Origin of the sequence: Lysinibacillus sp. CD3-6 (genome assembly GCF_006351725.2) — a bacterium.
GTDB lineage: Bacteria > Bacillota > Bacilli > Bacillales_A > Planococcaceae > Lysinibacillus.
The window spans coordinates 4,439,398-4,463,570 of record NZ_CP085880.1; the positions used below are offsets into that span (position 1 = coordinate 4,439,398).

20 protein-coding genes are annotated in these 24,173 nt (G+C 38.2%); 4 read left to right on the forward strand and 16 right to left on the reverse strand.

The features are described from left to right. Window positions 1-105: 105 nt before the first annotated feature. A complete protein-coding gene (gene putP, locus FH508_RS21970) occupies window positions 106-1,596 on the reverse strand; it encodes a sodium/proline symporter PutP (RefSeq protein ID WP_173479371.1) in 1,491 nt (496 codons plus the stop codon). 193 nt (window positions 1,597-1,789) lie between these two features. Between putP and FH508_RS21975 the strand changes: the two genes are divergently transcribed. After that, a complete protein-coding gene (locus FH508_RS21975) occupies window positions 1,790-2,950 on the forward strand; it encodes a class I SAM-dependent methyltransferase (RefSeq protein ID WP_173479370.1) in 1,161 nt (386 codons plus the stop codon). A 41-nt stretch (window positions 2,951-2,991) separates the two neighbouring features. On the opposite strand, the gene FH508_RS21980 is transcribed toward FH508_RS21975, so the two are convergent. Together FH508_RS21980 and FH508_RS21985 are read right to left on the reverse strand one after the other, a co-directional pair. After that, window positions 2,992-4,311: an ABC transporter permease gene (locus FH508_RS21980; protein ID WP_173479369.1), complete on the reverse strand. Its 1,320-nt coding sequence runs from the start codon at window positions 4,309-4,311 to the stop codon at window positions 2,992-2,994. A 1-nt stretch (window position 4,312) separates the two neighbouring features. Then, on the reverse strand, window positions 4,313-4,999 hold the full coding sequence (locus FH508_RS21985; RefSeq protein ID WP_173479368.1) for an ABC transporter ATP-binding protein: 687 nt from the start codon (window positions 4,997-4,999) through the stop codon (window positions 4,313-4,315). A gap of 422 nt (window positions 5,000-5,421) precedes the next feature. Between FH508_RS21985 and FH508_RS21990 the strand changes: the two genes are divergently transcribed. The 3 genes from FH508_RS21990 (at window position 5,422) to FH508_RS22000 (ending at window position 9,516) form a co-directional block, all read left to right on the forward strand. Continuing rightward, window positions 5,422-6,042, forward strand: a complete 621-nt coding sequence (locus tag FH508_RS21990; protein ID WP_173479367.1) for a DUF47 domain-containing protein — start codon at window positions 5,422-5,424, stop codon at window positions 6,040-6,042. Between the two features lie 20 nt (window positions 6,043-6,062). Next, a complete protein-coding gene (locus FH508_RS21995) occupies window positions 6,063-7,079 on the forward strand; it encodes an inorganic phosphate transporter (protein ID WP_173479366.1) in 1,017 nt (338 codons plus the stop codon). Between the two features lie 328 nt (window positions 7,080-7,407). After that, complete coding sequence (locus FH508_RS22000; protein WP_173479365.1) at window positions 7,408-9,516, forward strand: MMPL family transporter; 2,109 nt, start codon at window positions 7,408-7,410, stop codon at window positions 9,514-9,516. Between the two features lie 52 nt (window positions 9,517-9,568). Here the strand turns inward: FH508_RS22000 and FH508_RS22005 are convergent, their stop codons facing one another. The 13 genes from FH508_RS22005 to FH508_RS22065 all read right to left on the reverse strand — a co-directional run bounded on the left by FH508_RS22005 (window position 9,569) and on the right by FH508_RS22065 (window position 23,967). After that, window positions 9,569-10,174 (reverse strand): alpha/beta hydrolase, encoded by a 606-nt coding sequence (locus FH508_RS22005; protein WP_173479364.1) that lies wholly within the window; start codon window positions 10,172-10,174, stop codon window positions 9,569-9,571. 18 nt (window positions 10,175-10,192) lie between these two features. After that, window positions 10,193-10,384 (reverse strand): hypothetical protein, encoded by a 192-nt coding sequence (locus FH508_RS22010; protein WP_173479363.1) that lies wholly within the window; start codon window positions 10,382-10,384, stop codon window positions 10,193-10,195. Window positions 10,385-10,403: 19 nt separating this feature from the next. Then, window positions 10,404-10,868: a hypothetical protein gene (locus FH508_RS22015; protein WP_173479362.1), complete on the reverse strand. Its 465-nt coding sequence runs from the start codon at window positions 10,866-10,868 to the stop codon at window positions 10,404-10,406. A 149-nt stretch (window positions 10,869-11,017) separates the two neighbouring features. Then, window positions 11,018-12,118 (reverse strand): CaiB/BaiF CoA transferase family protein, encoded by a 1,101-nt coding sequence (locus tag FH508_RS22020; protein WP_173479361.1) that lies wholly within the window; start codon window positions 12,116-12,118, stop codon window positions 11,018-11,020. 60 nt (window positions 12,119-12,178) lie between these two features. Further along, window positions 12,179-12,967: an enoyl-CoA hydratase/isomerase family protein gene (locus tag FH508_RS22025; protein WP_173479360.1), complete on the reverse strand. Its 789-nt coding sequence runs from the start codon at window positions 12,965-12,967 to the stop codon at window positions 12,179-12,181. Between the two features lie 15 nt (window positions 12,968-12,982). Continuing rightward, a complete protein-coding gene (locus FH508_RS22030; protein ID WP_173479359.1) occupies window positions 12,983-13,744 on the reverse strand; it encodes a 3-hydroxyacyl-CoA dehydrogenase in 762 nt (253 codons plus the stop codon). 12 nt (window positions 13,745-13,756) lie between these two features. Next, window positions 13,757-14,926, reverse strand: a complete 1,170-nt coding sequence (locus FH508_RS22035) for a thiolase family protein (RefSeq protein ID WP_173479358.1) — start codon at window positions 14,924-14,926, stop codon at window positions 13,757-13,759. Window positions 14,927-14,937: 11 nt separating this feature from the next. Next, window positions 14,938-16,683, reverse strand: a complete 1,746-nt coding sequence (locus tag FH508_RS22040; protein ID WP_173479357.1) for a class I adenylate-forming enzyme family protein — start codon at window positions 16,681-16,683, stop codon at window positions 14,938-14,940. Then, window positions 16,634-17,818 (reverse strand): acyl-CoA dehydrogenase family protein, encoded by a 1,185-nt coding sequence (locus tag FH508_RS22045; protein ID WP_139860410.1) that lies wholly within the window; start codon window positions 17,816-17,818, stop codon window positions 16,634-16,636. The genes FH508_RS22040 and FH508_RS22045 overlap by 50 nt, the downstream gene beginning before the upstream one ends. A 21-nt stretch (window positions 17,819-17,839) precedes the next feature. After that, window positions 17,840-19,030, reverse strand: coding sequence for an acyl-CoA dehydrogenase family protein (locus FH508_RS22050; RefSeq protein WP_139860412.1), 1,191 nt, complete (start codon window positions 19,028-19,030; stop codon window positions 17,840-17,842). Between the two features lie 922 nt (window positions 19,031-19,952). Further along, window positions 19,953-22,013: a helix-turn-helix domain-containing protein gene (locus FH508_RS22055; protein ID WP_173479355.1), complete on the reverse strand. Its 2,061-nt coding sequence runs from the start codon at window positions 22,011-22,013 to the stop codon at window positions 19,953-19,955. Between the two features lie 235 nt (window positions 22,014-22,248). Further along, window positions 22,249-22,866 carry an NUDIX hydrolase gene (locus tag FH508_RS22060; protein ID WP_173479354.1) on the reverse strand — a complete coding sequence of 206 codons (618 nt, stop codon included), beginning with the start codon at window positions 22,864-22,866 and terminating at the stop codon, window positions 22,249-22,251. Window positions 22,867-22,878: 12 nt separating this feature from the next. After that, window positions 22,879-23,967, reverse strand: a complete 1,089-nt coding sequence (locus FH508_RS22065) for an AI-2E family transporter (protein WP_173479353.1) — start codon at window positions 23,965-23,967, stop codon at window positions 22,879-22,881. Window positions 23,968-24,173 lie beyond the last annotated feature (206 nt).

Below are 24,173 nucleotides of genomic sequence, written 5' to 3' on the forward strand. Positions count from 1 at the left end.
TTCTTAACCTCTAATAAAAAATCGAACTACGTCATACTTTTCCCAATGGGCTGAGCCTACATTCTATAAGAAACGAACAGTATTCCTTTTTTTAAGTTTTGTTCATCATTTTCCTTGTTCTTCTTTTAACAGCGATAGGCTACGATTGAATTCATCTTCAATCTCATCGTTTCTTTTGTATGTCATCATACTAACGATTATGGCTATTACTAAACAAACGAGGAAACCTGGTACGATTTCGTAAAGAGCTGTTGACAGTGAATTAATTTTCCCCCAAACAAAGGCTGTTACCGCCCCTAATACCATCCCACTGAGCGCTCCGTAATTCGTCAGTTTCTTCCAATATAATGATAATAAAATAATTGGTCCAAATGCCGCTCCAAACCCAGCCCAGGCAAAACCTACTAAATCTAAAATAGAATTTTCAGGATTCCAAGCTAAAATGGCCGCAATTATCGCTACTACTAATACTGCCATTCGGCCAATAAAAACATAATGCTTATCAGTAGCTGTTTTATTAAACAAAGCCTTGTATATATCCTCAACAAGTGCGGAAGAGGTAACAATTAATTGTGATGAGATTGTACTCATAATTGCTGCTAAAATGGCCGCCAGCATTATACCCGCAATAAATGGATGGAACAATAGTTGACCAAGTACAATAAACACCGTTTCAGCATCCTTTAATTCGCCAGCATTTTGTTGATAGTATGCTACACCTACTAATGCCGTTGCAAGAGCACCCGCAAGACTTAATATCATCCATCCAATACCAATACGACGTGCCTGTTTTGTTTCTTTTACTGAACTAATCGCCATAAAACGCACGATAATGTGCGGTTGCCCAAAGTATCCTAGTCCCCATGCAAGGGAAGAAATAATCGCGGCTGCAGTCGCTGTTGCTGGCAATAAACTTAAATGCTCTGGGTTAACCGCCTTAATGGATTCGACTGTTTCACTAAGTCCACCCGTTAAAAACAATCCGAATAACGGTACTGTTATAAGTGCTAAAAACATAATTAGGCCTTGCAAAAAGTCTGTATAACTTACCGCTAAAAAACCACCAAACAATGTATAGGCAACAACGACACCTGATACTATTAATAAACCTGTATGGTATTCATAGCCAAAAGAACTATCAAAAAACTTGCCTCCAGCTACCATTCCTGAAGATACATAGAATGTAAAAAATATAAGAATAATGAGCCCAGAAGCAATGCGTATTAATTTCGTATTATCCCGTAATCGATTATCCAAATAACTTGGAATCGTAATAGAATCATTGGAAACTTGCGTATAAACTCGTAATCTTGGTGCGACAAACATCCAGTTTAAATAGGCACCGATTGTTAAGCCGATTGCAATCCATGCTTCCACAAGTCCCGATAGATAAATTGCACCTGGCAACCCCATTAATAGCCAACCAGACATATCCGCAGCACCAGCGCTAAGGGCTGTTACAGCTGGTCCTAGCGAGCGTCCCCCTAGCATGTAATCCGTTAAATTTGAAGTTTTTACAAATGCATACCAACCGATTCCTAGCATTGTAATCATATAAATAATAATAGCGATTAGCTGATAAGTGTTGTCCGACATAAGTCTTCCTCCTATCCACAATTATTCTTTACCTTCAAAACGTTTCACTATAAATATACCGTAAAATTATTAAAAACAAAATCGTTTATCTGAATATTCGATATACTGATTATTTAAAATTGAAAACAACAATGCGTTCATAAAATTGTGTTACACTATTGCCATCTATTACACAACGAAGAAGGCGAAATAAATGACATTTGAAGAAATGAAAGAAAAGCTACAAGAGCAATTTGCACAACAACAACTCGTTGCAGCTACAATCAGTCAACCTCGAATGAAGTCTAATGAAGTAAAACGTATTAAGCTCAAACCCATCATGCTGAAAGAGGCTTATCATATACAAATTGAATACCAATATGAGCGCATTTTAAAACATGAGAACGTCCTACTGGCAGATTTCTCTCCTAAGCTCGAGCTGTTTTTTGCTGATTTCCGTCAAGCACATATCGATTTTATTGACGAAAAAGTACAGGTACAGCTATCGAAAAAGAACAAAGTATTATGGAAGTCTGATAAAACAGCTACTCCAAAGGAAGTCAACTTAGCACATAACCGTAAGAAAAACTATTTATTGGATGAGTCCACCCCCTATCCTTTTTTAATTCGCTTAGGTGTACAAAGTGAAGAAGGAAAAGTGAAAAAACAAAAATACGATAAATTCAAGCAAATTAACCGCTTCATTGAATTTATCGACGATGCCTTAGCTTATTTGCCAAAAGATCGCCAAGTCCGCATTTTAGATTTCGGTTCAGGAAAATCCTATTTAACGTTTGCCTTATATCATTACTTAAAAATTGAAAAAGGTTTGGATATTCGTGTTACTGGCTTAGATTTGAAAAAAGAGGTTATTGAGGAATGCTCACGAATTGCACAGGATTTAGGCTATGAGCAACTTGAATTTTTAGTTGGGGATATTAATGATTATAATGACGAGTCCAGTGTAGACATGGTAGTGACTCTCCATGCCTGTGATGTTGCAACAGATATGGCATTATCACGCGCAGTGAAATGGGGAGCAAGTGTTATTTTAAGCGTCCCATGTTGCCAGCATGAGCTAAATCGTCAACTTGATACACCTGCACTCGACATCATGCTTCAGCACGGTCTTGTCCGCGAACGCTTTGCGGCACTGGCTACTGATTCAATTCGCGCAGAGATTTTATCGCTTGTTGGCTATGAAGCGCAATTACTAGAATTTATCGACATGGAAAACACACCAAAAAACATACTAATTCGAGCATATTATACTGGTAAAAAGCCAAGTACACAGCAACGTGCTAAGTACGATGCTTTTGTAACACTGTTGAATGCGAAGCCGTTTTTGGCAAATGAATTAACATCTTATTTATAAACTATGAAAACCCGAGGCGCATTATGTGCCTCGGGTTCTTTTTATAGCTCTTGTCGTAACGCTTGGATAACATCGATCTTTGTTGCTTTACGAGCTGGTCGGTAGCCTGAAATCATCGCAACACCAATGCTGATAGCTGACGCAATAAGAACGAGCTGCCATGGAATAAGTGAAAATGTAATATCAGACGAACTAAACGCATCTTCACCTGTTGCCGCTTTTAATATTAACGGTAAAATCGCATTTGCTGTAAAGCTAATCGCATACGAAATCATTACCGCAATGATTGTTCCAAAAATACCGATAAATGTACTTTCCATTAAAAATAGACGTTGAATCAGCTTTGGACTAGCGCCAATCGCCTTTAAGACTCCAATTTCGCGTGTACGCTCTGTAACTGCCATTGTCATCGTATTAAAAATCCCAATAGAAGCGATCAATACGGCAATTGTGCCAACAAAAATTAAACCAATCTTCAATACAAGGAAAAATACATCCATTTGATCTAATTGCTCAGTCACTGAATACACACTATAGCCTTTGTCTTTAAGTTTTTCCAAAATAGGCTTTACGTGCTCTAAACTGTCTGCATATATATTAAATTCCGAATTAAACACTTCATCTTCTGATACATCATCCAATGCCGCTAAACTGCTACCTATTGCCTCTTTCTGCTTTGAATCCATATGCACTGTATTGTCGATCATCCAATCATAAGAAGGCTTCTTCGTCACACCGACAATCGTATATTTTACCTTTTCAGTTTCAGTCGCTCCATTTGAATTAGAAATTAACGATAACTCAATCTCTTTACCTATGACAGACTGTTTATATCCTTCCTCATTTCCATCATAGTACGTTCCCTCAGCCTCAGCCTTTTTACTTTTTTCGTTAATAACTTTGCGATCGGCGTCATTTAATAATGTTTGAGCGAAATGATACCCAACAATAATCTCATTCGGCTTTGTTGGATACTGTCCTTGCGCAAGTTTTCCCGTTACATCTTTAAAATCTTTCATATTCGTTAAAATTAAGTTTGAGTTTGTATCACGGTCTTCAAAATATGAGTGCGCACTTGCATTAACTGTAATCGTTTCAAGTACTGTCTTAACATTTTCTATCGATTTTATTTCATCTTTTTGTTGCTCTGTAAATTGTGAACCATCATATACTTGTATTTTTGTTACATTTTCATCTGAAAGAATTTCGTTACGAATTGAATCTTGTAGTCCAAACCCTACAGATGCAAGGACAATTAAAAATGCACAACCCATTGTTGCAGCTAGCACTGTCATAAATACGCGTAGTTTATTTTTCTTTATATGTTGTAAAACAAAATCTAGTTGATCTTTCCATACCATGTTATTTTTCCTCCTTCACAAGCTCGCCATCAGACATTCTGAAACGTTGATGAGCAATCGTTGCCACTTCTTCATCGTGCGTAATAATGACAAAGGTTAAGCCAAGCTCACGATTTAAGCTTTGAATAAGGAGTAATATATCTTGTTCTGTTTCAGAATCTAAGCTACCCGTCGGCTCATCCGCAAGCAATATCGGAGGATTGGTAATCAATGCTCTTGCAATACTTACACGCTGTTGCTGACCGCCTGATAATTCATTTGGATAATGGTCAGCTACAGCTGTTAAACCAACCTTCTCCATTAACTTCTTTACCTTTTCTTTACGTATAGCTTTGCTAGCACCTTGCAATTTCAATGGCAATTCGATATTTTCAAATGCAGTTAAACCTGGCATGAGTTGAAAGTTTTGAAAAATAAATCCGAATTGTCGCAATCGAAAAGCAGCACTCTCTGTTTCATTAAGTTTTGCTGTTTCTTGTCCATTAACCTTTATCGAGCCTTGTTCAGCCTTCATAAACCCTGCTAATGTTTGAAGCAATGTAGATTTGCCTGAGCCACTTTTGCCGACAATCGCGACAATCTCGCCCTTCTTTACCTCGAAATTGACGTCCTTTAATACAGGTACATGCTTTTCCTTGCCTTTTTTCCCAATTAAAAATGTATGTTGTAAGTTCTCGACTTGAATCATTTTTGTTGTAATGCCCCTTTCTCGTACTTTCTTAAGTATAGAAAACAATTCTTAAAAATATTGAAGGATAAAAATGAAGATATTCTTAAGAAAATAGGGAACACTATGTTAAAGGGCATTTCTTTACAATGCGTTTACAATTCAATTTAGCCATCAAGTATAATCGCGTAATTGTGATTGCTATATTCTGTACTAAACAACCTATATTTTTCACAAAAACTCTTATTTTATAGGCATTTCCCTGTACTAATAGGAATAAATACACATGCGATACAGCTTATTTGTGAACAAATTGTATATTACAGGATTGTAAAGTTTTATGTAGAGAAGATAAATTTTATGTAGATAAACGAAAGATTTTGTTATGATAGTAAAGTTTAAAGGTTGATTATTTTATATACATCCAGGAGGATTTCATTTACATGCTTAACTCAAAAAAACAAGACCCTTTCTTTATAGCATTGCATAAAATTGCAGAAAACATGAGAGAGGCCGTACATTACGCAAATGATTTTCGTATTACAAGTGTAGCTGACTTAAAAGAGATTAGCATTACAATGAAGAATTACGAAACAGCTGGCGATAAACTTATTCATGAATTAATCGTGATGCTAAACAAATCATTTATGACACCGATTGAACGCGAAGATATTTTAGAATTCGCAATCCGTATGGACGACGTGTTAGATGGTACGGAGCATTGTATCGCTCACTTTGAAATGTTCTCTTTAACAGAGGTTGACGAAGCGATGCGTATTTTCTTAGGCTACATTTCTAAAAGTGCCGATGAAATTGTTAAAGCTACAGAAGAGTTAAAGAAAAAAAATCTTATTGGCATGCGCCCACATGCAATTTTAATAAAAGACTATGAGCGTGAATGTGATGAAGTACAAAGAACTTCTATTAAGCAATTGTTTTTAAATGAAAAAGATCCAATCCGCATCATTAAATTTAAAGATATTTATGAACAACTAGAGGATATCGCTGATTATTGTCAAAACGTTGCAAACACAATGGAAACAATTATCATGCGAAACGCGTAATTAGGAGTGGGTCACTTACTATGAATACAATAATTATACTAACCGTATTGGTCGTCATCTTTGCCCTAACATTTGACTTTATCAACGGTTTCCACGATACAGCAAATGCTATCGCAACGTCGGTTTCAACTAGAGCATTGCCTCCACGTGTTGCCATTATTATGGCGGCGACGATGAACTTCATCGGTGCTATTACATTCGTCGGTGTAGCAAAGGCTCTAACAAAAGATATTGTAGATCCATTTTCTTTAAATGCCTTTCAAGGAGATACTACAGGTTCTGTCGTAATTTTAGCCGCATTGATTTCAGCTATTATTTGGAACCTGCTTACTTGGTACTTTGGTATCCCATCAAGTTCTTCACATACGTTAATCGGTTCAATTGCTGGCGCTGCAGTTGCTTCTGCAGGCTTTGGCGTACTTAACTACGGTGGTTTTACAAAGATTATTATGGCTTTAGTATTTTCACCAATTCTTGCAATTTGTGCCGGCTTTCTAATGATGTCTCTGTTTAAATTATGGTTTAAAAACTTAAATCTATATCGTACGAACAAAGGCTTCCGTACAATGCAAATTTTCACAGCGGCTATACAATCGTTTACACACGGTACAAATGATGCGCAAAAGGCAATGGGTATTATGACAATGGCGCTAATCGCTGCAGGCTTACACACTGGGGATGATATTCCTTTCTGGGTTCGAGCAGCGGCAGCAATTGCTATGGGGCTTGGTACCTCTATTGGTGGTTATAAAATTATCAAAACGGTCGGCGGTAAAATTATGAAAATCCGCCCTGTAAATGGCGTTGCCGCAGATTTAGCTTCTGCTACTGTTATTTTCGGTGCAACTTTAATTCACTTACCAGTATCGACAACACACGTGATTTCTTCATCAATCATGGGCGTTGGTTCAGCACAACGTGTTCGTGGTGTAAACTGGGGAATGGCACGTAAAATCGTGACAACGTGGATTATTACAATGCCAATATCAGCTGTTATGGCATCCGTTATTTACTTTATATTATCTTTATTCTTCTAGATTTTACGGCACTTTCTGCTCACAGAAAGTGCTTTTTTAGTTTTGGTGTCAGGCACTCACACAATTCCCATACAATTCAATATCCCAGTAACAATCCACGGAGACTCCTGCGGGAACGCACGCAACGTAAGACGCAACAGGCGGTGCCTCAGCGACGGTTGCGCCTTACGTCGTGCCCGCGGAAAGCGCCAATTTAGGAGTGACAGGCACGCACACAATTCTCACACAATTCCCACACATGTTACTGTTAGCAGGAGTTTTTACTTTGTCACACGACAAAAAGCGACACATCCTTTACACTAGTTTAAAAGGGGGATGCTTTATAATTATGAAAACTTTTTCAGCTTTTATCACTGCACATGCGAAAGCTATCGTTGCAATTTGGATTGTATTTTTTATCGCAATGGCTGTGTTTGCTATACAGCTTCCGAGCAAACTGCATGGAGATGGCTTTTTTGTTGAAGCTGATCATACCTATGTCACAAATGAACTAGCAGAAACATTCGACTTACCTGCAGAAACAATAATGGTTGTCTTTGACCAAGCAGACGATAAAAAAATCGAAGACACCTTGAAAAAACTTGATAACATTCAAGAAATCCATTCAATCCAGTCACCACTGGATGATTCTGCGTTACAAAAAGATAGCATCGCCTATGCCATGGTACATTTTAAAAATAACATTGAAAATTTGCCTGATATAGTAAAAGAAGTTCGTACTTTAGTTGAAGAGGATGGCATTAGTATTACAGGTGGCCCTGTGATATCAGAGGATATCAATGAAGCTAGCCAGAAAGACTTGGCTTCTGCTGAAGCAATTGGCTTACCAATCGCGATTGTTGTATTATTACTGGCTTTTGGCACCGTTGTCGCTGCCATTTTGCCAATTATAATTGGTGTCGTTACTGTTGTCACAGCATTTGGATTGTTGACACTGCTTAGCGGTAGTGTAAACTTATCCATTTTTGTCTTAAACATTGTACCAATGCTAGGACTTGCCCTCAGTATTGATTTCGCCCTACTATTTATTAATCGCTATCGCGAGGAACGTGGCCATTCAACCATTGCCGATGCAATACAAATGGCTATCCAGACAGCAGGCCGTTCAATCATATTCTCTGCTGTTTGTGTCATGATTGGTCTAGGTGCCATGATCGTAATTGACGTGGAAATATTCCGCAATATTGCACTAGGCGGCACAATTGTCGTGTTATTCGCGGTGTTAGCAGGTCTCACTTTACTACCTGCTACAATGATGGTGTTAGGAGATCGCCTAAATAAATGGCGCATCTTACGCGTAAAGCCAAGCGGTACAAATCGTTGGCGCAGCTTTGCTGGCTTTGTTATGAAACGACCTGTCTCGATTGTCATCGTTGCATTATTGCTGCTGGGTATCGGTATGATTCCATTAAAGGATATTAAACTAGCTATTCCACAAGTGGATTCTTTACCTACCAAATATGATGCACGTGCTGCCTACGATAAATTAGATGAGACATTTGGACTCGGTGATACTTCCGTTTTATATTTACTCGCAGAACGCAAAGAAGGCTGGGAAGATGAGCAAGCAAGAGAGCTACTGTTTGATATACAAGAAAAGCTACTTGATGATCCACTTGTTGATCAAGTATCAACTGTTTATACAGAAGCTAATATTAAATCGCCTGAGGAATTAACAGCATCCTTGGAAATGCCACAAGTTGCAGAACAATTAAAACCACTTATTCATTCGTTTTCAAAGGATACACAATTGTTTATCCCTATTACATTAAATGTAGCTGGTTCGTCCTCTGCTGCGCAAAAATTCGCAAGAACATGGATGGACAAAGACTTAAACGTTGACTTTAAACTAGGTGGACAAGGTAAATTCAATCAAGAGATTTTCGATGAAATTGCCAATAAAATTGTATTCGCTGTCTTAATCATTATCGTGTCAACATTCTTTATTTTAATGCTTGCCTTCCGCTCGGTTTTAATTCCGCTTAAGGCAATAATAATGAATATTATTGGGTTATCCTCAGCGTTTGGGATACTCGTATATATATTCCAATATGGACATTTTGGAATAGAAGCTGGCACCATTGTCCTCATTATTCCAGTCATTGTATTTTGTCTTGTATTTGGTTTGAGCATGGACTATGAAGTGTTTTTAATTTCAAGAATACAAGAGGAATACCAAAAAGGTGCGGACAATACTCGTGCAACAGTAGAGGGACTAACATCTACTAGCCGTATTATTACATCTGCTGCGCTTATTATGATTGTTATTACAGGAGCATTTGCTTTTACTGATGTTATGCCTGTCAAGCAAATCGGTGTTGGTATTGCCATTGCTATTGCTATTGACGCTACCATTATTCGCCTTATGCTCGTCCCAAGTCTTATGAAGCTATTTGGCGATTGGAATTGGTGGCTACCATTTGCTAAGAAGAAGTAACTATCTATAAAAAAACCGAGAACGTCCACGGACATCGTTCTCGGTTTTTTGTTTAAAAATTTTTATGATACCACTCTCTTGCTGAATCTACTTCAGGCATTGTAAGCTGATGACCGTAGTTAAACCATGCTGTCGTTACATTAGCGCCTGCATCAGATAAGAGTGATTCTAAATCCTCTGATTCCTGTGCCGAACATAATGGATCATTCGTTCCAGCCGCAATAAATACAGGCGTATTAGGTAACACTGGTAGTTGAATTCCACGTCTTGGCACCATCGGATGATGTAGAATTGCACCAGCCAATGCATCTTCGAAATGGAATAATAAGCTTGCTGCAATGTTTGCACCATTTGAGTAACCAATCGCTACAATGCGCGTACGATCAAATCCGTATTGCTCTGCTGCTGTTGCCAAAAAGCTTTGTAGTTCTTGCGTACGGAAAATTAAATCTTCTATATCAAAGACACCTTCAGCTAAACGGCGGAAAAAACGAGGCATGCCATTTTCTAATACATTACCACGCACACTTAAAACATTGGCCGTTGCATCTATTTCCTTCGCAAGGCTAATTAAAGAATGCTCGTCTCCACCTGTACCGTGTAATAACAATAAGGTTTGCTTTGTTTCATCTGTTCCTTTATGAAATATATGTTGCATGAACACATCACCTTTCAATTATCTTGAATTCGAGATAATTGTAGCTTGTGGTAAAATTAAATTCAAACTTTTTGACTTATTAAATTCACGATTTTCGCTATTTGGTTGTTCTTCATTGTTTTTATAGAAATTTTGAATCGTAAAAACTGAAAATAAGCATGCAATAATTAAAACAATAATTACGATCCCCACCAATTTTTTACCGCTCATTTCATTTCCCCCATATTACTTAGTTCTTTTTACGAAAGCCTTCTTCCAATAAGTATTCTTTTGCCGCTTCATAAGTACCAAACGCTTCTTCTAAATTATCTCGATGGTAGACATTCCATGAACGTTGTTCAAAGGCAAGCTCTAATTGATCTCCTTCACGGTTACGCCAAGTCTCAATAATTGGTTGTTCCTCTTCTTGTTCTTCGCCTAAGTACGTAATCGCATCTTCAATAATGGCACGTAGCTGTTGCTCATCATAATCACGAATATTTACTAATCCTTTATCATTTGCCTCATTTTCATAGCGCAATAAATCACCTACGAAGACAAAACCATTTCCGTTTGGATGTAATTTTTCAACGACAATCGTTTTTTCAAACAAACTGTCCATAAAATGATAATTTACTCGTTTCATTGAAATTTCTTTTCTTGTTAATTCTGAAAACGATTCAATTATCGCTTGTTTTTGTTCAAATGTTAGCATGTATATGCTCCTTTTCTTTCATTGTAATTACAAGTATAGCTTATTTTCTACACAAATTAACATATAGACATAAAAAGCTCATAAAAATAACTTCAATTCATTTTGAAGTTATCTTTATGAGCTACTATGATTAATAAATGAGTATTCCCTTATTTAATAGGTAATCCGAGAATGTCCTCGTTATGCTCCCCTAAAGCTTCACTAGCTGCTGTGTATACAGGCTGAAAAATATTTGACTTAATAGGGCAGGCTAGCTGCTTGTGCGTTGTTCCATTTTCCATTGTAATATCAACGAACATGTTACGTGCAAGAAATAGTGGGTGTGTAACCGTTTCTTCAAAGGCTAATACTGGTTCTACACACGCATCTGTTTTAGCGAAAATATTTACCCACTGTGCATATGTTTTTTCTTTAAATATCTCCGTTAAATGCCGCTTAAATAGAGCTTCATCTGTCGGTTTATAGCTGAGCACAAGCGGTAGCAAATCCTGTCTACCTATTGCATTACATAACGCTTGGCGAAATTTAGGCTCTATGCTGCCAACCGACATATAACGTCCGTCTCGTGTTTCAAAATGACCGTAAAAGCTACCACCGTTCAGCATCATTTGTTCCCGTTCTAGTGGCTTCCCTTGGACTAAATATTCAGGTGCAGCTAATGCATTTAACGCTAACGCACAGTCTGTCATGCTTATATCTAAATGTTGCCCCTCCCCTGTTCTTGTGCGATAAATTACCGCTGCTAAAATAGAAGCTACCGCATGTAAGGAACCACCCGCCAAATCTGCAATTTGGATGCCGATGTTTGGAGGGCCTCCTTGTTGACTTCCAGAATAGCCATGGATGCCTGCTAAAGAGACATAATTTATATCATGGCCGCCCTTATCCTTATAAGGACCTGTTTGCCCATAGCCAGTAATAGAACAATATATAAGGCTTGGGTTCATCTCTTTTAACGTTTCATACCCTAAGCCAAGTCGCTCCATTACTCCAGGTCGAAATTGTTCAACTACAATATCATATTCCGCCACTAACTCTTTTAATTGACTAATAACCGTTGCATCCTTCAAATCAACAGCTATCGATTTTTTTGAACGTTGCAAATAATCATCGACAATCCAACGCCCTTCCCCTGCAGTTGGTTTTGTAATATGCACTACCTCAGCACCTAAATCCGCAAGCATCATTGTCGCAAATGGTCCTGGTAAAAGCGCTGAAAAATCTAATATTTTTAATCCATTGAGTAACATGCTATCTGCCCCCTTTATTTACTAAAAGGGCGATGACATTATGTCACGCCCTATACATTTCTATGTTGTTAATTGTTGCATAAAATTTGGTGCTCTCTTTTCAAAAAAGGCTTTCATGCCCTCTTCAGGCTCTCCAGTTCCAAAAGTTTTAGCAAATGCTTCTCGCTCTACCTTTAACCCTGCCTCTAATGTGCCATCTGCAGCTAAAATGCTTTCTTTAATTAAGCCAAGTGCTCCAATTGCACTTTGCCCTAAAATATTTGCAAATTGGTATACTTCTTCATCGAATGTAGCTGGTTCAACAGCTTTTGTTACAAGTCCAAGTGACTCTGCCTCCAACGCATTTAACCGCTTGCTGAAGAACATTAATTCACGAGCCTTTGCCCCACCTATTAGCCGTGGTAATCGCTGAGTTCCACCAGCAGCGGGTAATAAGCCAAGTGATGCCTCAGTCAAGCCAATCGTACCACTACCCATAATACGGAAATCGCAAGCAAGGGCAAATTCACAGCCTCCACCTAATGCATGTCCGTTAATAGCGGCAATTGTTGGAATAGGTAATTGCTCTAATGCATTAAAAATATCCTGTAGTTGTTTTGCACCCTCTGCATAATCAATAGGGCCATCGGTGTTACTCATCTGCCCTAAATCAGCCCCCGCAATGAAAATTTTCGGATGAGCAGATTTAAACACAAGTACACGAATAGATGAATCACTTTTTACATTGTTAATTATTTTTAATAAATCGTTTTGAATTCCTACGTTTAATGTATTTGCTGGCGGATTATTAATCGTGACAACATGTACACCATTTTCAAGTTTTTTAATAGTCATTGTTTCTAATTTCATTTGGTCATCCCCCTTTTATCTTGGTCCCATACGCACTGCGCCATCTAATCGAATTGTTTCACCATTCAACATTGGATTTTCAAAAATTGCCTTTACTAAATGGGCAAATTCTTTCACATCACCTAAACGTGGTGGGAATGGAATTTGCTTACCTAAAGCATCCTTCACCTCTTGAGGAGCCATCGCCATTAACGGTGTATCAAAAATACCTGGCGCAATGGTCATAACACGAATACCATGACTTGCAAGGTCACGGGCGATTGGCAATGTCATACCTACAACACCTGCCTTAGAAGCCGCATAGGCTGCTTGCCCAATTTGACCTTCAAATGCCGCTACGGATGCAGTGTTAACGATTACTCCCTTTTCCCCATAGTCATTTGGCTCGTTATTTACCATAGCCGCTGCAACCAAGCGAATAACGTTAAACGTCCCCACTAAATTCACTTGGACAACAAAGTTAAATTCATCTAATGGGAAAATCCCTTTTTTCCCTACTACACGCGTAGATGTACCTAAACCTGCGCAATTTACAACACCATGAATGGAGCCATATTTTTCAAGAGCCGTATTTATGGCAAGTTGTACATCTTCCTCTTTTGTCACATTTGTTTGTACATACAAACCGTTTAACTCTGTTGCGATTGCATGGCCTTTTTCTTCATTTAAGTCCAAAATTATCGGGAATCCCTCTTGCTCCGCTATTACTCTAGCTGTTGCTTCACCTAAACCAGATCCCCCACCTGTTATCACGATCGCTTTATTGTTAAATTCCATCTTGTCATCTCCCTATTCACACCGTTCTATAATTAAAGCATTCGCCATGCCTGGGCCCTCACAAATTGTCACGAGTCCATATCGCTCTTTCCGTCTTTCTAATTCATTTAATAATGTGGCTACAAGCCGTGTACCTGTTGAACCAAGTGCATGTCCTAATGCGATAGCACCGCCGTTAACATTAACCTTCTCTAGCGGAATATCCGTTTCATGCTGCCATCGAAGTACTACAGACGAAAATGCTTCATTAATTTCTACTAAATGTATGTCGTCTTTCGTTAACCCTGCCTTTTCAAGCACTTTTTTCGTTGCAACAGCAGGACCCTTTAGCATCGCAACTGGATCAGTACCTACAACCGAGAAACCCACAAATCGCGCTCGTGGTCGTAAACTATATTTTTCAGCCGCTTCTTTACTAACAATTAACACTGCACTAGCACCATCAGAAATCTGACTCGATGTACCTGGTGTCACAGTTTTTAGCCCTGCATATACAGGATTAAGATTTGCTAATTGTTCTACTGAAGTATCTGGTCTTATTGTTTCATCCTTTTCAAAAATAGAAGTATTCCCTTCAGCATTCTGAATTGGTACTGCTATAATCTCATTATCAAAATAGCCGTTACGTTGCGCTGTTGCTGCCCGTTGATGTGAGCGGGCACTATATTCATCAATTTGCTCTCTTGTTAAACCGATTTCTTGGGCAATTATTTCAGCTCCAGCAAATTGGTTAAACCCGTAACCTTGTAAATCAAATTTTTCAAATAAACTTTTGGTCATTGGTGTTTTCCCATCACGTGCGGAGGTACCAATTGGCACACGCGACATCGACTCGATACCCGCTGCGATTACTACATCATAGCTACCAGCCATAATGCCTTGTGCAGCAAAATGAACAGCTTGTAAACTAGAACCACACTGTCGATCTATCGTTGTACCAGGAACTGTAATAGGCAGTCCTGCGGCAAGCCATGCATTCCGCGCAATATTCGATGACTGTTCATCAACTTGATCTACACAGCCGACAATAACATCATCTACGACAGTAGGGTCTAAATGATTGCGTTCAATAATTGTCTTTAAGACAAATCCTAATAAATCTACAGGATGCTCATTTGCTAAGCTCCCATTGCGTCTGCCCATTGGCGTACGAATAGCATCTACTATTACTGCTTCAAACATCATCTTCCTCCCTACACTTGATTTAGACGTGTTTTCTCTCTTTCTACTAACTGAATTTTCGAAATTTTACCAGCAGCCGTCATTGGTAACTGATCGATAAATTCCAGCTCCCGTATACGTGAATAATGGACAACCTTATCATTTACAAAACTCATAATTTCTTCTTCCGTTGCGGAGACACCTTGCCTTAATACGACAAATGCTTTCGGCTTCTCTCCTACATTCACATCTTGAATACCGACGACAATGGCTGCTGCAACAGCTGGATGCTCATACAGATGCTCTTCTATTTGGCGAGGATATACGTTATAGCCGTTATATATCAACATATCTTTTTTACGATCTACGATAGATAAAAAACCATTTTCATCAAAAATGCCAATATCCCCCGTATGCAACCAGCCATTAATCAACGTTTCTGCTGTCACTTCAGGATTATTGAGATATCCTTTCATGACCTGTGGGCCTTTAATACATACTTCCCCACGTTGACCGACTTCCGTTACTTCTTTACCTGCTTCATCTACAGACATTAGTTTTACCTCTGTATTATAAATAGGTAACCCTACCGTACCTAATGTACGTAAACCATCATAAAAACCAACACTTTGCACAGCACTTGCTGTCGACTCAGTTAAACCATAGCCCTCTGTCACTACCGCATTCGGGAAGTACTTTATGAGCAGCTTCATTGTTTCCATAGCAATTGGTGCAGCACCCGAATTAATCGTCCGCACACTGGAGAAATCGTGCTTTGCAATGTTAGGGTGCATCAATAAAAAGTTAAACATAGCTGGAGCACCAGATAACTCTGTTACTTTATAACGTTCTAAATCTGCTAAAAATTCTTCTGGGATAAAACGGTCAAATATAATAGAAGTCGCTCCAAAAAGTACACCATAAGCCAAACCACCCATTGTTCCAGCGCCATGATACATCGGTGCTGGGCTTAGGCGGATATTCGTACCTGGCAAAGTTGGATAATGCTGCAAATATTTATCCACTTCTTTCTCCACAACCTTTACTGTTAAGGCACCATCATCATCGAGTTGTGGTAAAGCAGCAGAAGACCATGCGCCCGACTGCAAAACATTACTTACTAAATTTTTATGAGTAATCATAACGCCTTTTGGTTTCCCTGTTGTACCACCCGTATAGGCAATATGCACAACGTCCTCTACAACATCAACATCTATAGTAAATTCCCTTGCTTCATTATTATTAATAAACTGATTGAAACTTACGACACCATCCCCATACGATGTTGTGTCCACACATTGCTCTAAGGAGCTAATCTCAACATCGCCCGTTACAATAATTTTTTCAATTTTAGAATGTTCCATCACACCTTCCCATACATTTACGAGTTGTTCATATGTGATTAACACTTTAGCTCCACTATCCTGCAATTGAAATAAAAATTCATCCTTCGGTAATAATGGGTTAATCGGTGTATACGTAGCACCCGATAGCACGATACCATAATAGGAAATGGCGTATTGTGTACAATTTAACATTTGAATCGCTACAACATCACCTTTACCAATGCCTATCTCTTTTAGTCCATTAGCTACACGCAATGCTTGATTATATAGCTCTTTGTAGGTTAGCTCTTTTTTACGATAAAGAAAGGCAACACGATTGCCAAAGTACTTTGCAGCACCTTTTATAATGGCACCGACTGGTACATGAGGAATATCAATTTCATTAGGTATTGTTTGATTGTAAAACTTCGGATTGTTGAACTGTTTGATCATTTAGCATCCACCCCTGCGCTTTTATGATGACATCATATGAATCTTGCAATTGACCTAAATAGCTTTCCAACAAACGAGCTCTTTTCAAAAATAAATGACAATCAATTTCTGTAGTAAATCCTATCCCACCATGCATTTGGATATTATGCGCGGCTACTTCCATAAAGGCATTTTTGACAAAAGCATCTGCACTCGCTACCGCTGTGACAACATCTGCGGCTTGCTCTGCTACTGCCCAATTGGCATAATAAGCAATTGACTTGGCTAAATCTAATTCTACTTTCATCTCTACAATTCGATGTTTGACCGCTTGGAAACGACCGATTGCATGACCAAATTGCTCGCGAGTCTTGGCATATTCAGTACACATCTCCACAACTTCCTCCATACTGCCTATACTAATCATCGCGAGGGCAGCCTTTAATGATTGCTCACCTTCTTGATAAATGGCCCATCCCCCATGTACTTCTCCAAGAACCGCCGTTTTTGGTAAGCGTAGATGATCGAAGTGTACTTCTGTTACACTCTTTGTTTCATCCACAACTTGCAATCGTTTTGTCATCCATTGGACATCCTCTTTATCAACAATAAATAGTGTTATACCTTCTTCAGAAGTTTTAGCAGCAACAATTAAAGCATCTGCATAATCGCCATCTATTACAAACGTTTTCGTCCCATTGATAATAAAATAATCCCCTATTGACTTAGCTTTTAATTGAATAGCTTGTTGCGCAAAACTTAATGTGTCAGGTTCCACTATTGCTAAAGACATCTTTGCTTCTCCAGCTGCAATTTTCGGTAAGTAGCGTTCCTGTTGTTGCTCTGTACCGTACTTTGTAATAAGTGGTGCAGCAAATGCCACCGTTTCTGCATACACACCTGGTAGTAAAATGCGTCCAACTTCTTCTAGCACAGGGATAAGGTCTATTTGTGTCAATCCCGCGCCACCATATTCCTCTGGTATATTGATGGCCATAGCCCCTAATTCTGCTAGGCCTGTCCAAATTTTTTCGTAGTGTGTAAGGTCACCTGTTATAAACAACCTAGCAGCTCTTGTTTTTTCCTGCGCCGCTAAGTATTTTCTAACCGATGTTTGAAATAATTTTTGCTCTTTCGTTAATGCAAAATACATCATTAGCCCTCCTTTACAACTAAATTATTTTAAATCCTTTGGTAAACCTAAAATTCGTTCACCGATGACATTTTTCAAAATTTCAGTCGTACCACCAGCAATCGTTGAACCAAATGATTGTAAATACTGATGTTGCCAATCAATAGATGTATCTTCATCACCTTTCCAAAGCGCACCTTTTAAACCTTGCATAGAAACGGCAAAATCGGTAAGTACTTTCGATAACTCACTACTCACTAATTTATCAATAGATCCTTCTGGACCAGGATAGCCTTGCTCAATTGTTTTTGTTAAATTACGATAATAGTTCAGTGACGCTGCACGTAATCGCGTATACAATTTGGCAAGCTTCGTAGCATGTTGTTGGTTGTGGATAGCCGAAGTGCGATTAGGAGCCTCAATTTGCATATCTTGTACTAAATTATTAAATATATTTTCCAAATGAAAAATAGTACCAGCTACGCCCACACGTTCATGACTAAGTAATGCCATTGAAACTTGCCAGCCCATTCCTACACCACCTACTATGTCACCTGCTTCGGCTACAGCATCCTGAAGAAAAATTTCATTAAAATCGTGATCATCATTCATTTGATAAATCGGAAGTACTTCAACACCTGGCTGATGCATATCAATTAAAAATGCCGTAATTCCATGATGGCGTTTTCCTGTATTGTCTGTTCTAGCTAAAATAAAACATTTATCTGCCATGTGTGCATAGGTCGTCCACACTTTTTGTCCTGTAATGTACCATTTCCCATCCCGCTCTACTGCTTTCGTTTGTAACCCTGCTAAATCCGATCCAGCATTCGGTTCAGAGAAGCCCTGACACCATATTTCTTCACCACTTAAAATTTTATCGATGTAGTTTTCTTTTTGTTCAGCTGTCCCCATCTGGATTAGCGTTGGGCCTACCATATTAATGCCCATAAAATTTAGTACAGGTGGCGCTTTTACACGAGCAAGTTCTTCCTGATAAATGACCTCTTGAATTAATGTTGCTCCTCGCCCACCATATTCCTTCGGCCAGTGAATGCCAGCCCAGCCACCTTCCATCAGCTTGCGTTGCCATGCTTTTAAAAATTCTTTTCGTTCACGGTCATTTTCAGGCAATGTACGACTACCTGCTAGCCATCCTTCAGGTAAATTCGCTTCTAACCAACTCCGTATTTCTAAACGAAAGTGCTCATCTTCCTGCGTATATGTTAAATTCAAAATAATACCCCCTTTTGTTTTTCAGTGGAAATTACTCTTTGACTAATTCAACAGTTCAAACCTTTTTCGAAAATGCTATTATTTCCAAATGTGCAGGTTCACGTCTCCCTCCCTTTCGAAAAAATCATATTTATTCTGCTTAATTAAGATTTTTTCTGCTTATTAACGTTATTTTATTTTCCAGCACTACTTCATACAATGTATGTTTTTATAGTGTTTCTACCAAATTAATAGAGTTTTTTATATAAAAAGTGCCCAGTTTATTTAATAAACTAGGCACTCTCAAGGTGTCAGGCACTCAAACAATTTCGAATATTCAGATATAAAAATCTCTGCGCATTGAGGGTTGTGGCTTACGTATGTGCCCGCGGAAAGCGTCCGCCCGAAGCGAAAATCAACGTAGCAGTCATCTATATTTTTTAATGATGCTAGAAGAAGACGACTATCGTTTATTTCATAGGAAGAATAATTCCGCTTACTTTTATACTTTTCCATCGGGAGCAAAAGGTGATACCAGTTGATTGGAGCGGAAGGCGGCGACTCCTGCGGGATCGCACAGAACGTAAGACGCAACAATCCGCGCGATAGCGAGGGTTGTGGCTTACGTATGTGCCCGCGGAAAGCGTCCGCCTGGAGCGAAAATCAACGTAGCAGTCATCTAAATTTTTTAATGATGCTAGAAGAAGACGATTATCGTTTATTTCATAGGAAGAATAATTCCGCTTACTTTTTAACTTTTCCATCGGGAGCAAAAGGTGATTCCAGTTGATTGAAGCAGAGGGCGGCGACTCCTGCGGGAACGCACAGAACGTAAGACGCAACAATCCGCGCGATAGCGAGGGTTGTGGCTTACGTGTGTGCCCGCGGAAAGCGTCCGCCTGGAGCGAAAATCAACGTAGCAGTAATCTAAATTTGAAATAACTCATAAATGGCTATAAGACTGCTTTAAATAGCATGCTAATTGCAGCTTCAATAAATCTCCAGGCTGTTGGAAAGAAATATCTAATGCTTCTTCTATTTTTCTTAGTCGTTGATATAGCGTGTTAATGTGGACATGTAAAATTTGAGCAGCCTTAACTGCTGAACGATTTGTATCTACATATACAAGTAATGTTTCTTCTAAAGAATTGTTCATGCTATGTTTTGTACGAAGTGGCTCGAACACTTCAGTTAAAAATTGCTTAATTTCCTCTTGGTCTTGTTTAATAAACAATCGATTGACACCAATTTGTGAGTAATCTACTAATCCTTGTTGTCCTCTTGAATTTAAATAAGCTAAAGCTGTTTTTGCTTCATCATACGTTTTAGGTAAAAAGTAAACGTCTTGATACGTTGTCCCAAGTCCACAGCTCAATGTAATGTTTTTTTCCTTGCCCCATTCATTACAAATAGTTTGTAACTTTTTTCGAAACTGTTTATCAGTCGCACTATGCACACTTATCACAACCGTAACTTCATCGTGATACGCATACAGCAGTTGAATATATGAAAATAAATCACGTTTTAATTGTGCTGTTAAACGATGGATAAATGCCTCTAAATGATGAGGACTTGTATAATGACTAAGTTTAAATAAAGTGACACTGCATGGCTCATGCAGGCTTATATTAAGCTCTTTTGCTTTTTGCAATACAATGGACTGATCTTTCGAATTAACTAACTCAGAAAATAGCTCTCGTCTCTTTTTATAGTAAAATGCTGTATCGTTTTGTTTTCTTACTAGTTCGAGCGCGAGTACTGAATGTCCCTGCTCCATTACAATTGTATCTATTTGCTCAATTTGTGTGGCAGCTTCGACAATAATACAGCCTAATGTAATTTGCATCGAACGGATTGGATAAATAATATGCGTCACATAGCCAGAGCGTTTTAACTCATAGAATGGTTGCTCTTGTGTTGTTTGGAGAATGCCATTTAAATCTTTATACGTTAATTGAACTGGGAGTTTTTCTGTAATGGGCGTTATTTCATTTTCTAATAAATCAACAAAAAGGACATTTTTGCCCATCATACGTGACATCTCTTCTACGATTTTTAATACCCCTTTATTTTGTATGGATAGCTTTGTAAGGGTTGCGTGAATATCATCTCGTTTTAGCAACACGTCATTCAAGTTTTTTATATGCGAGTACTGTCTTGCATTACGAATAGATATTCCAACTTGCGATGAAAAGCCCTGTAGTAAATGCAAATCTTCATCTGACAAAGGATAGGGCTTAACAATTTGGCATAAAAATAGTACTCCTTCTACTTTATCTTCTACATTAATAGGATACGTCAAAAATGATTTGACGTTTTCAGTAAACACATATGATGGGTCCCAGTATTTAGAGTTTTCTTTGGATATATTCCCTATCGTATCCCAAATACTATTATTGTTCTGATTGAACAACAGCGGCCTGTTCATTCTAAATGTGTAACCAACGGGTCCTTCATTTATATCAAATTCCATTTTGTTAATGCCCTTTAATATGTTCCCAACAGAGGCTTTACATGTGAGTTTGTTTTTCTCTTCGTCAAACCACCATAAAGTTCCAATATCACAATTTGGGATGACATCCATCGCATAAGATAAAATATTGTTATATATTTCTTCGGTATTTAACGTTGCCGAGGCTCTTCTAGTACTTTCAATCACTTTCCCTAGCTTGTATCTTTCTCGTTTAATAGCTGCTTGTGTGTAATAGGGATATAAATAGTGAAATAACACAACTAATTCACCATCGGTAAATGTTTTGTATTCAAATAAATTAAGCATTATTTGATAATTGCCTGGATACGTAAAAAGGAGAAACATATTTTCGTTCTGAATTGCTTGGAAAATTTGTTCACTATGAGATGTTAGCTGTTGAAATGGTAATATAGTTGGTGCGATTACACCTTCGATTAATTCAAAAAGTGGGTGCTCCATACTAGCAATCCAAATTTGATATTTACTGTGCCAATTGAATCGATTCGCAAGCTCATTAAAGTACTGTGTCATTTTCAACCTCCTCATTTGTACGAAATTTTATTATATCCGTTCATCCAATTTGTTTAATTACATATATTTCTCTATTAAACTATTATTACCTTCCTAATGTCCATTTTTTATAGAAAGACTTGTCACTAGCATCGTCACAACAAAAAACAAAAACACGCTATCATGCTATAAACTACAACCTTTTCGGGCGTGTAGCAGCATGAAGCGTGTTTTTCTAAAATACTGTGAAGCTATTTTATCGACTGTACATTGAGTTTTTCACAAAATCTATAACATGTGCAACGTACAACTCACGATATGGAACAAATTGCGCTGTGCTTACAGGACGTACTATTCTCGCACGTTGTCCATCTGGAAAATATTCATATCCTTCAATATTTAACGTGACGGTTTTTCCTAAAAAGAAATCTTCGGCTTCATCAAGCTTTGCTCGCACAACACCCGAAACTTCCTCATATTGCAACTTAAAAGAATCCCAATTGTCTTCAAAAGGGTACAAATAAACATGGCAAAATTCATTATCAATCATTTTTTCAGAAACGATACTACATGAAGTCATACCCATTTTCACGATTTCATCAATATCGATTGTTAATCCTAATTCTTCTCTTACTTCTCGTATGCCCGCTTCCACTGTCTCAATAGCCAGTAAGTGACCTGCTGCTGTAATATCAAGCAGCCCTGGATAGTCCTTTTTTTGCGCACTACGAATTTGGAAATAAATATAGTTCTCATTAACAAGCCAGCAGTGAAAAGTCTCATGCCATAAGCCTTTTTCATGCACTTCAGCTCTTGTAGCCGTACCAATTTGTTCATGCTGCTCATTAAAAACTTTAACAATCTCTTGTTCCATTTTATTCGACCCCTATACTGACTTCGTAGCCTTTTTCTTTATGGCAATTCGTTTATCATAAATATTCGAAACAATAACCTTTAATACCGCATAAAACGGAACGGCAATGATAATTCCTATGAAGCCTGCGATATTTCCTGCCGCTAAAATAATTGTAATAACTGTTAACGGATGGATATCGAGTGATTTCCCCATTACATTAGGAGTAATGAAGTTACTATCAATCTGCTGCGCAATCAGTGTAACAACACATACCCAAACAACAAGCATTGGATCTTGAATAACTGCCACAATCACAGCTGGTGTAAGGGCAATCCACGGTCCGATAAACGGAATCATATTCATAAAGAAAGCAAAAATAACGAGCAATAATGAATACTCTAAGCCAATAATTAAATATCCAACATACATAATAAGTGCTAATAAAAAACTAATTTGCAGTTGGCCTTGAATATAGCTACGTAATACATCATCTATTTCACTTAACGTCTTTTTAATCCATTCCCGACGCTCACCACTAAAATATTTATAAATAGAAGGCGCAAATTTCTCATGATCCTTCAACATAAATATGTAGAAAAATGGAATTAAAATAGCTAATAACGAAACTGACACAATAGACTGTATAAATGATACGAGCCATTTACTTGCCACGACCGCAATGCTTTGTACGGAATTGGCGAGGTTATCGATAAATTCGGTTATTTGTGGAGGTAAATTATCCTTATTGCTGAACAGGCTTACAACATAATCCGTTGCATCTTGAAGACTTGATCCAATCATCGGTGCATTTTTTGCAAGATTATTAAGCTGAGTAGCTATCGGATTTCCAACAACCCAGCCAAAGCCAACGACCATAGCAATCAAACCAACGACAATTGTTAATATACTAGCCCATCTTGGCCATTTTCGTTTTTCTAAAAAACGTTGAATTGGCTCAGTCACATAATACAACACGCCACCAAGCAGTAACGGCACAAATATCGCTTTTAAAATAATCGCAAGCGGTGAAAAGAGCCAATGAATTTCTATAAAATATTTAAGTATTAGTAGAACTAGCAAAATGCCTACTCCTACTTGGAACCATACTTTCCTCGTCACGTTCTTCACTTCCTTTTATCGCAGTTACTGAAAATACTACTTATATATTAACCATTTCGCAAGTATCCTAGTATTTATTACAAACATAAAAAAAGATAACAGGCAAAAAAACAACTTATCTTTGACAAATGAGAAAAGTGTTAGATTGACTGCCATCAATCTAACACTTTTTGCAATGCCGTTGATGTCCGCTACGGCGGTTGCTT

What these genes read in the sequence shown, in the direction of transcription:
- putP (WP_173479371.1), bottom strand. Translation starts at nt 1,596, where the DNA reads ATGTCGGACAACACTTATCAGCTAATCGCTATTATTATTTATATGATT.
- FH508_RS21975 (WP_173479370.1), top strand. Translation starts at nt 1,790, where the DNA reads ATGACATTTGAAGAAATGAAAGAAAAGCTACAAGAGCAATTTGCACAA.
- FH508_RS21980 (WP_173479369.1), bottom strand. Translation starts at nt 4,311, where the DNA reads ATGGTATGGAAAGATCAACTAGATTTTGTTTTACAACATATAAAGAAA.
- FH508_RS21985 (WP_173479368.1), bottom strand. Translation starts at nt 4,999, where the DNA reads ATGATTCAAGTCGAGAACTTACAACATACATTTTTAATTGGGAAAAAA.
- FH508_RS21990 (WP_173479367.1), top strand. Translation starts at nt 5,422, where the DNA reads ATGCTTAACTCAAAAAAACAAGACCCTTTCTTTATAGCATTGCATAAA.
- FH508_RS21995 (WP_173479366.1), top strand. Translation starts at nt 6,063, where the DNA reads ATGAATACAATAATTATACTAACCGTATTGGTCGTCATCTTTGCCCTA.
- FH508_RS22000 (WP_173479365.1), top strand. Translation starts at nt 7,408, where the DNA reads ATGAAAACTTTTTCAGCTTTTATCACTGCACATGCGAAAGCTATCGTT.
- FH508_RS22005 (WP_173479364.1), bottom strand. Translation starts at nt 10,174, where the DNA reads ATGCAACATATATTTCATAAAGGAACAGATGAAACAAAGCAAACCTTA.
- FH508_RS22010 (WP_173479363.1), bottom strand. Translation starts at nt 10,384, where the DNA reads ATGAGCGGTAAAAAATTGGTGGGGATCGTAATTATTGTTTTAATTATT.
- FH508_RS22015 (WP_173479362.1), bottom strand. Translation starts at nt 10,868, where the DNA reads ATGCTAACATTTGAACAAAAACAAGCGATAATTGAATCGTTTTCAGAA.
- FH508_RS22020 (WP_173479361.1), bottom strand. Translation starts at nt 12,118, where the DNA reads ATGTTACTCAATGGATTAAAAATATTAGATTTTTCAGCGCTTTTACCA.
- FH508_RS22025 (WP_173479360.1), bottom strand. Translation starts at nt 12,967, where the DNA reads ATGAAATTAGAAACAATGACTATTAAAAAACTTGAAAATGGTGTACAT.
- FH508_RS22030 (WP_173479359.1), bottom strand. Translation starts at nt 13,744, where the DNA reads ATGGAATTTAACAATAAAGCGATCGTGATAACAGGTGGGGGATCTGGT.
- FH508_RS22035 (WP_173479358.1), bottom strand. Translation starts at nt 14,926, where the DNA reads ATGTTTGAAGCAGTAATAGTAGATGCTATTCGTACGCCAATGGGCAGA.
- FH508_RS22040 (WP_173479357.1), bottom strand. Translation starts at nt 16,683, where the DNA reads ATGATCAAACAGTTCAACAATCCGAAGTTTTACAATCAAACAATACCT.
- FH508_RS22045 (WP_139860410.1), bottom strand. Translation starts at nt 17,818, where the DNA reads ATGATGTATTTTGCATTAACGAAAGAGCAAAAATTATTTCAAACATCG.
- FH508_RS22055 (WP_173479355.1), bottom strand. Translation starts at nt 22,013, where the DNA reads ATGACACAGTACTTTAATGAGCTTGCGAATCGATTCAATTGGCACAGT.
- FH508_RS22060 (WP_173479354.1), bottom strand. Translation starts at nt 22,866, where the DNA reads ATGGAACAAGAGATTGTTAAAGTTTTTAATGAGCAGCATGAACAAATT.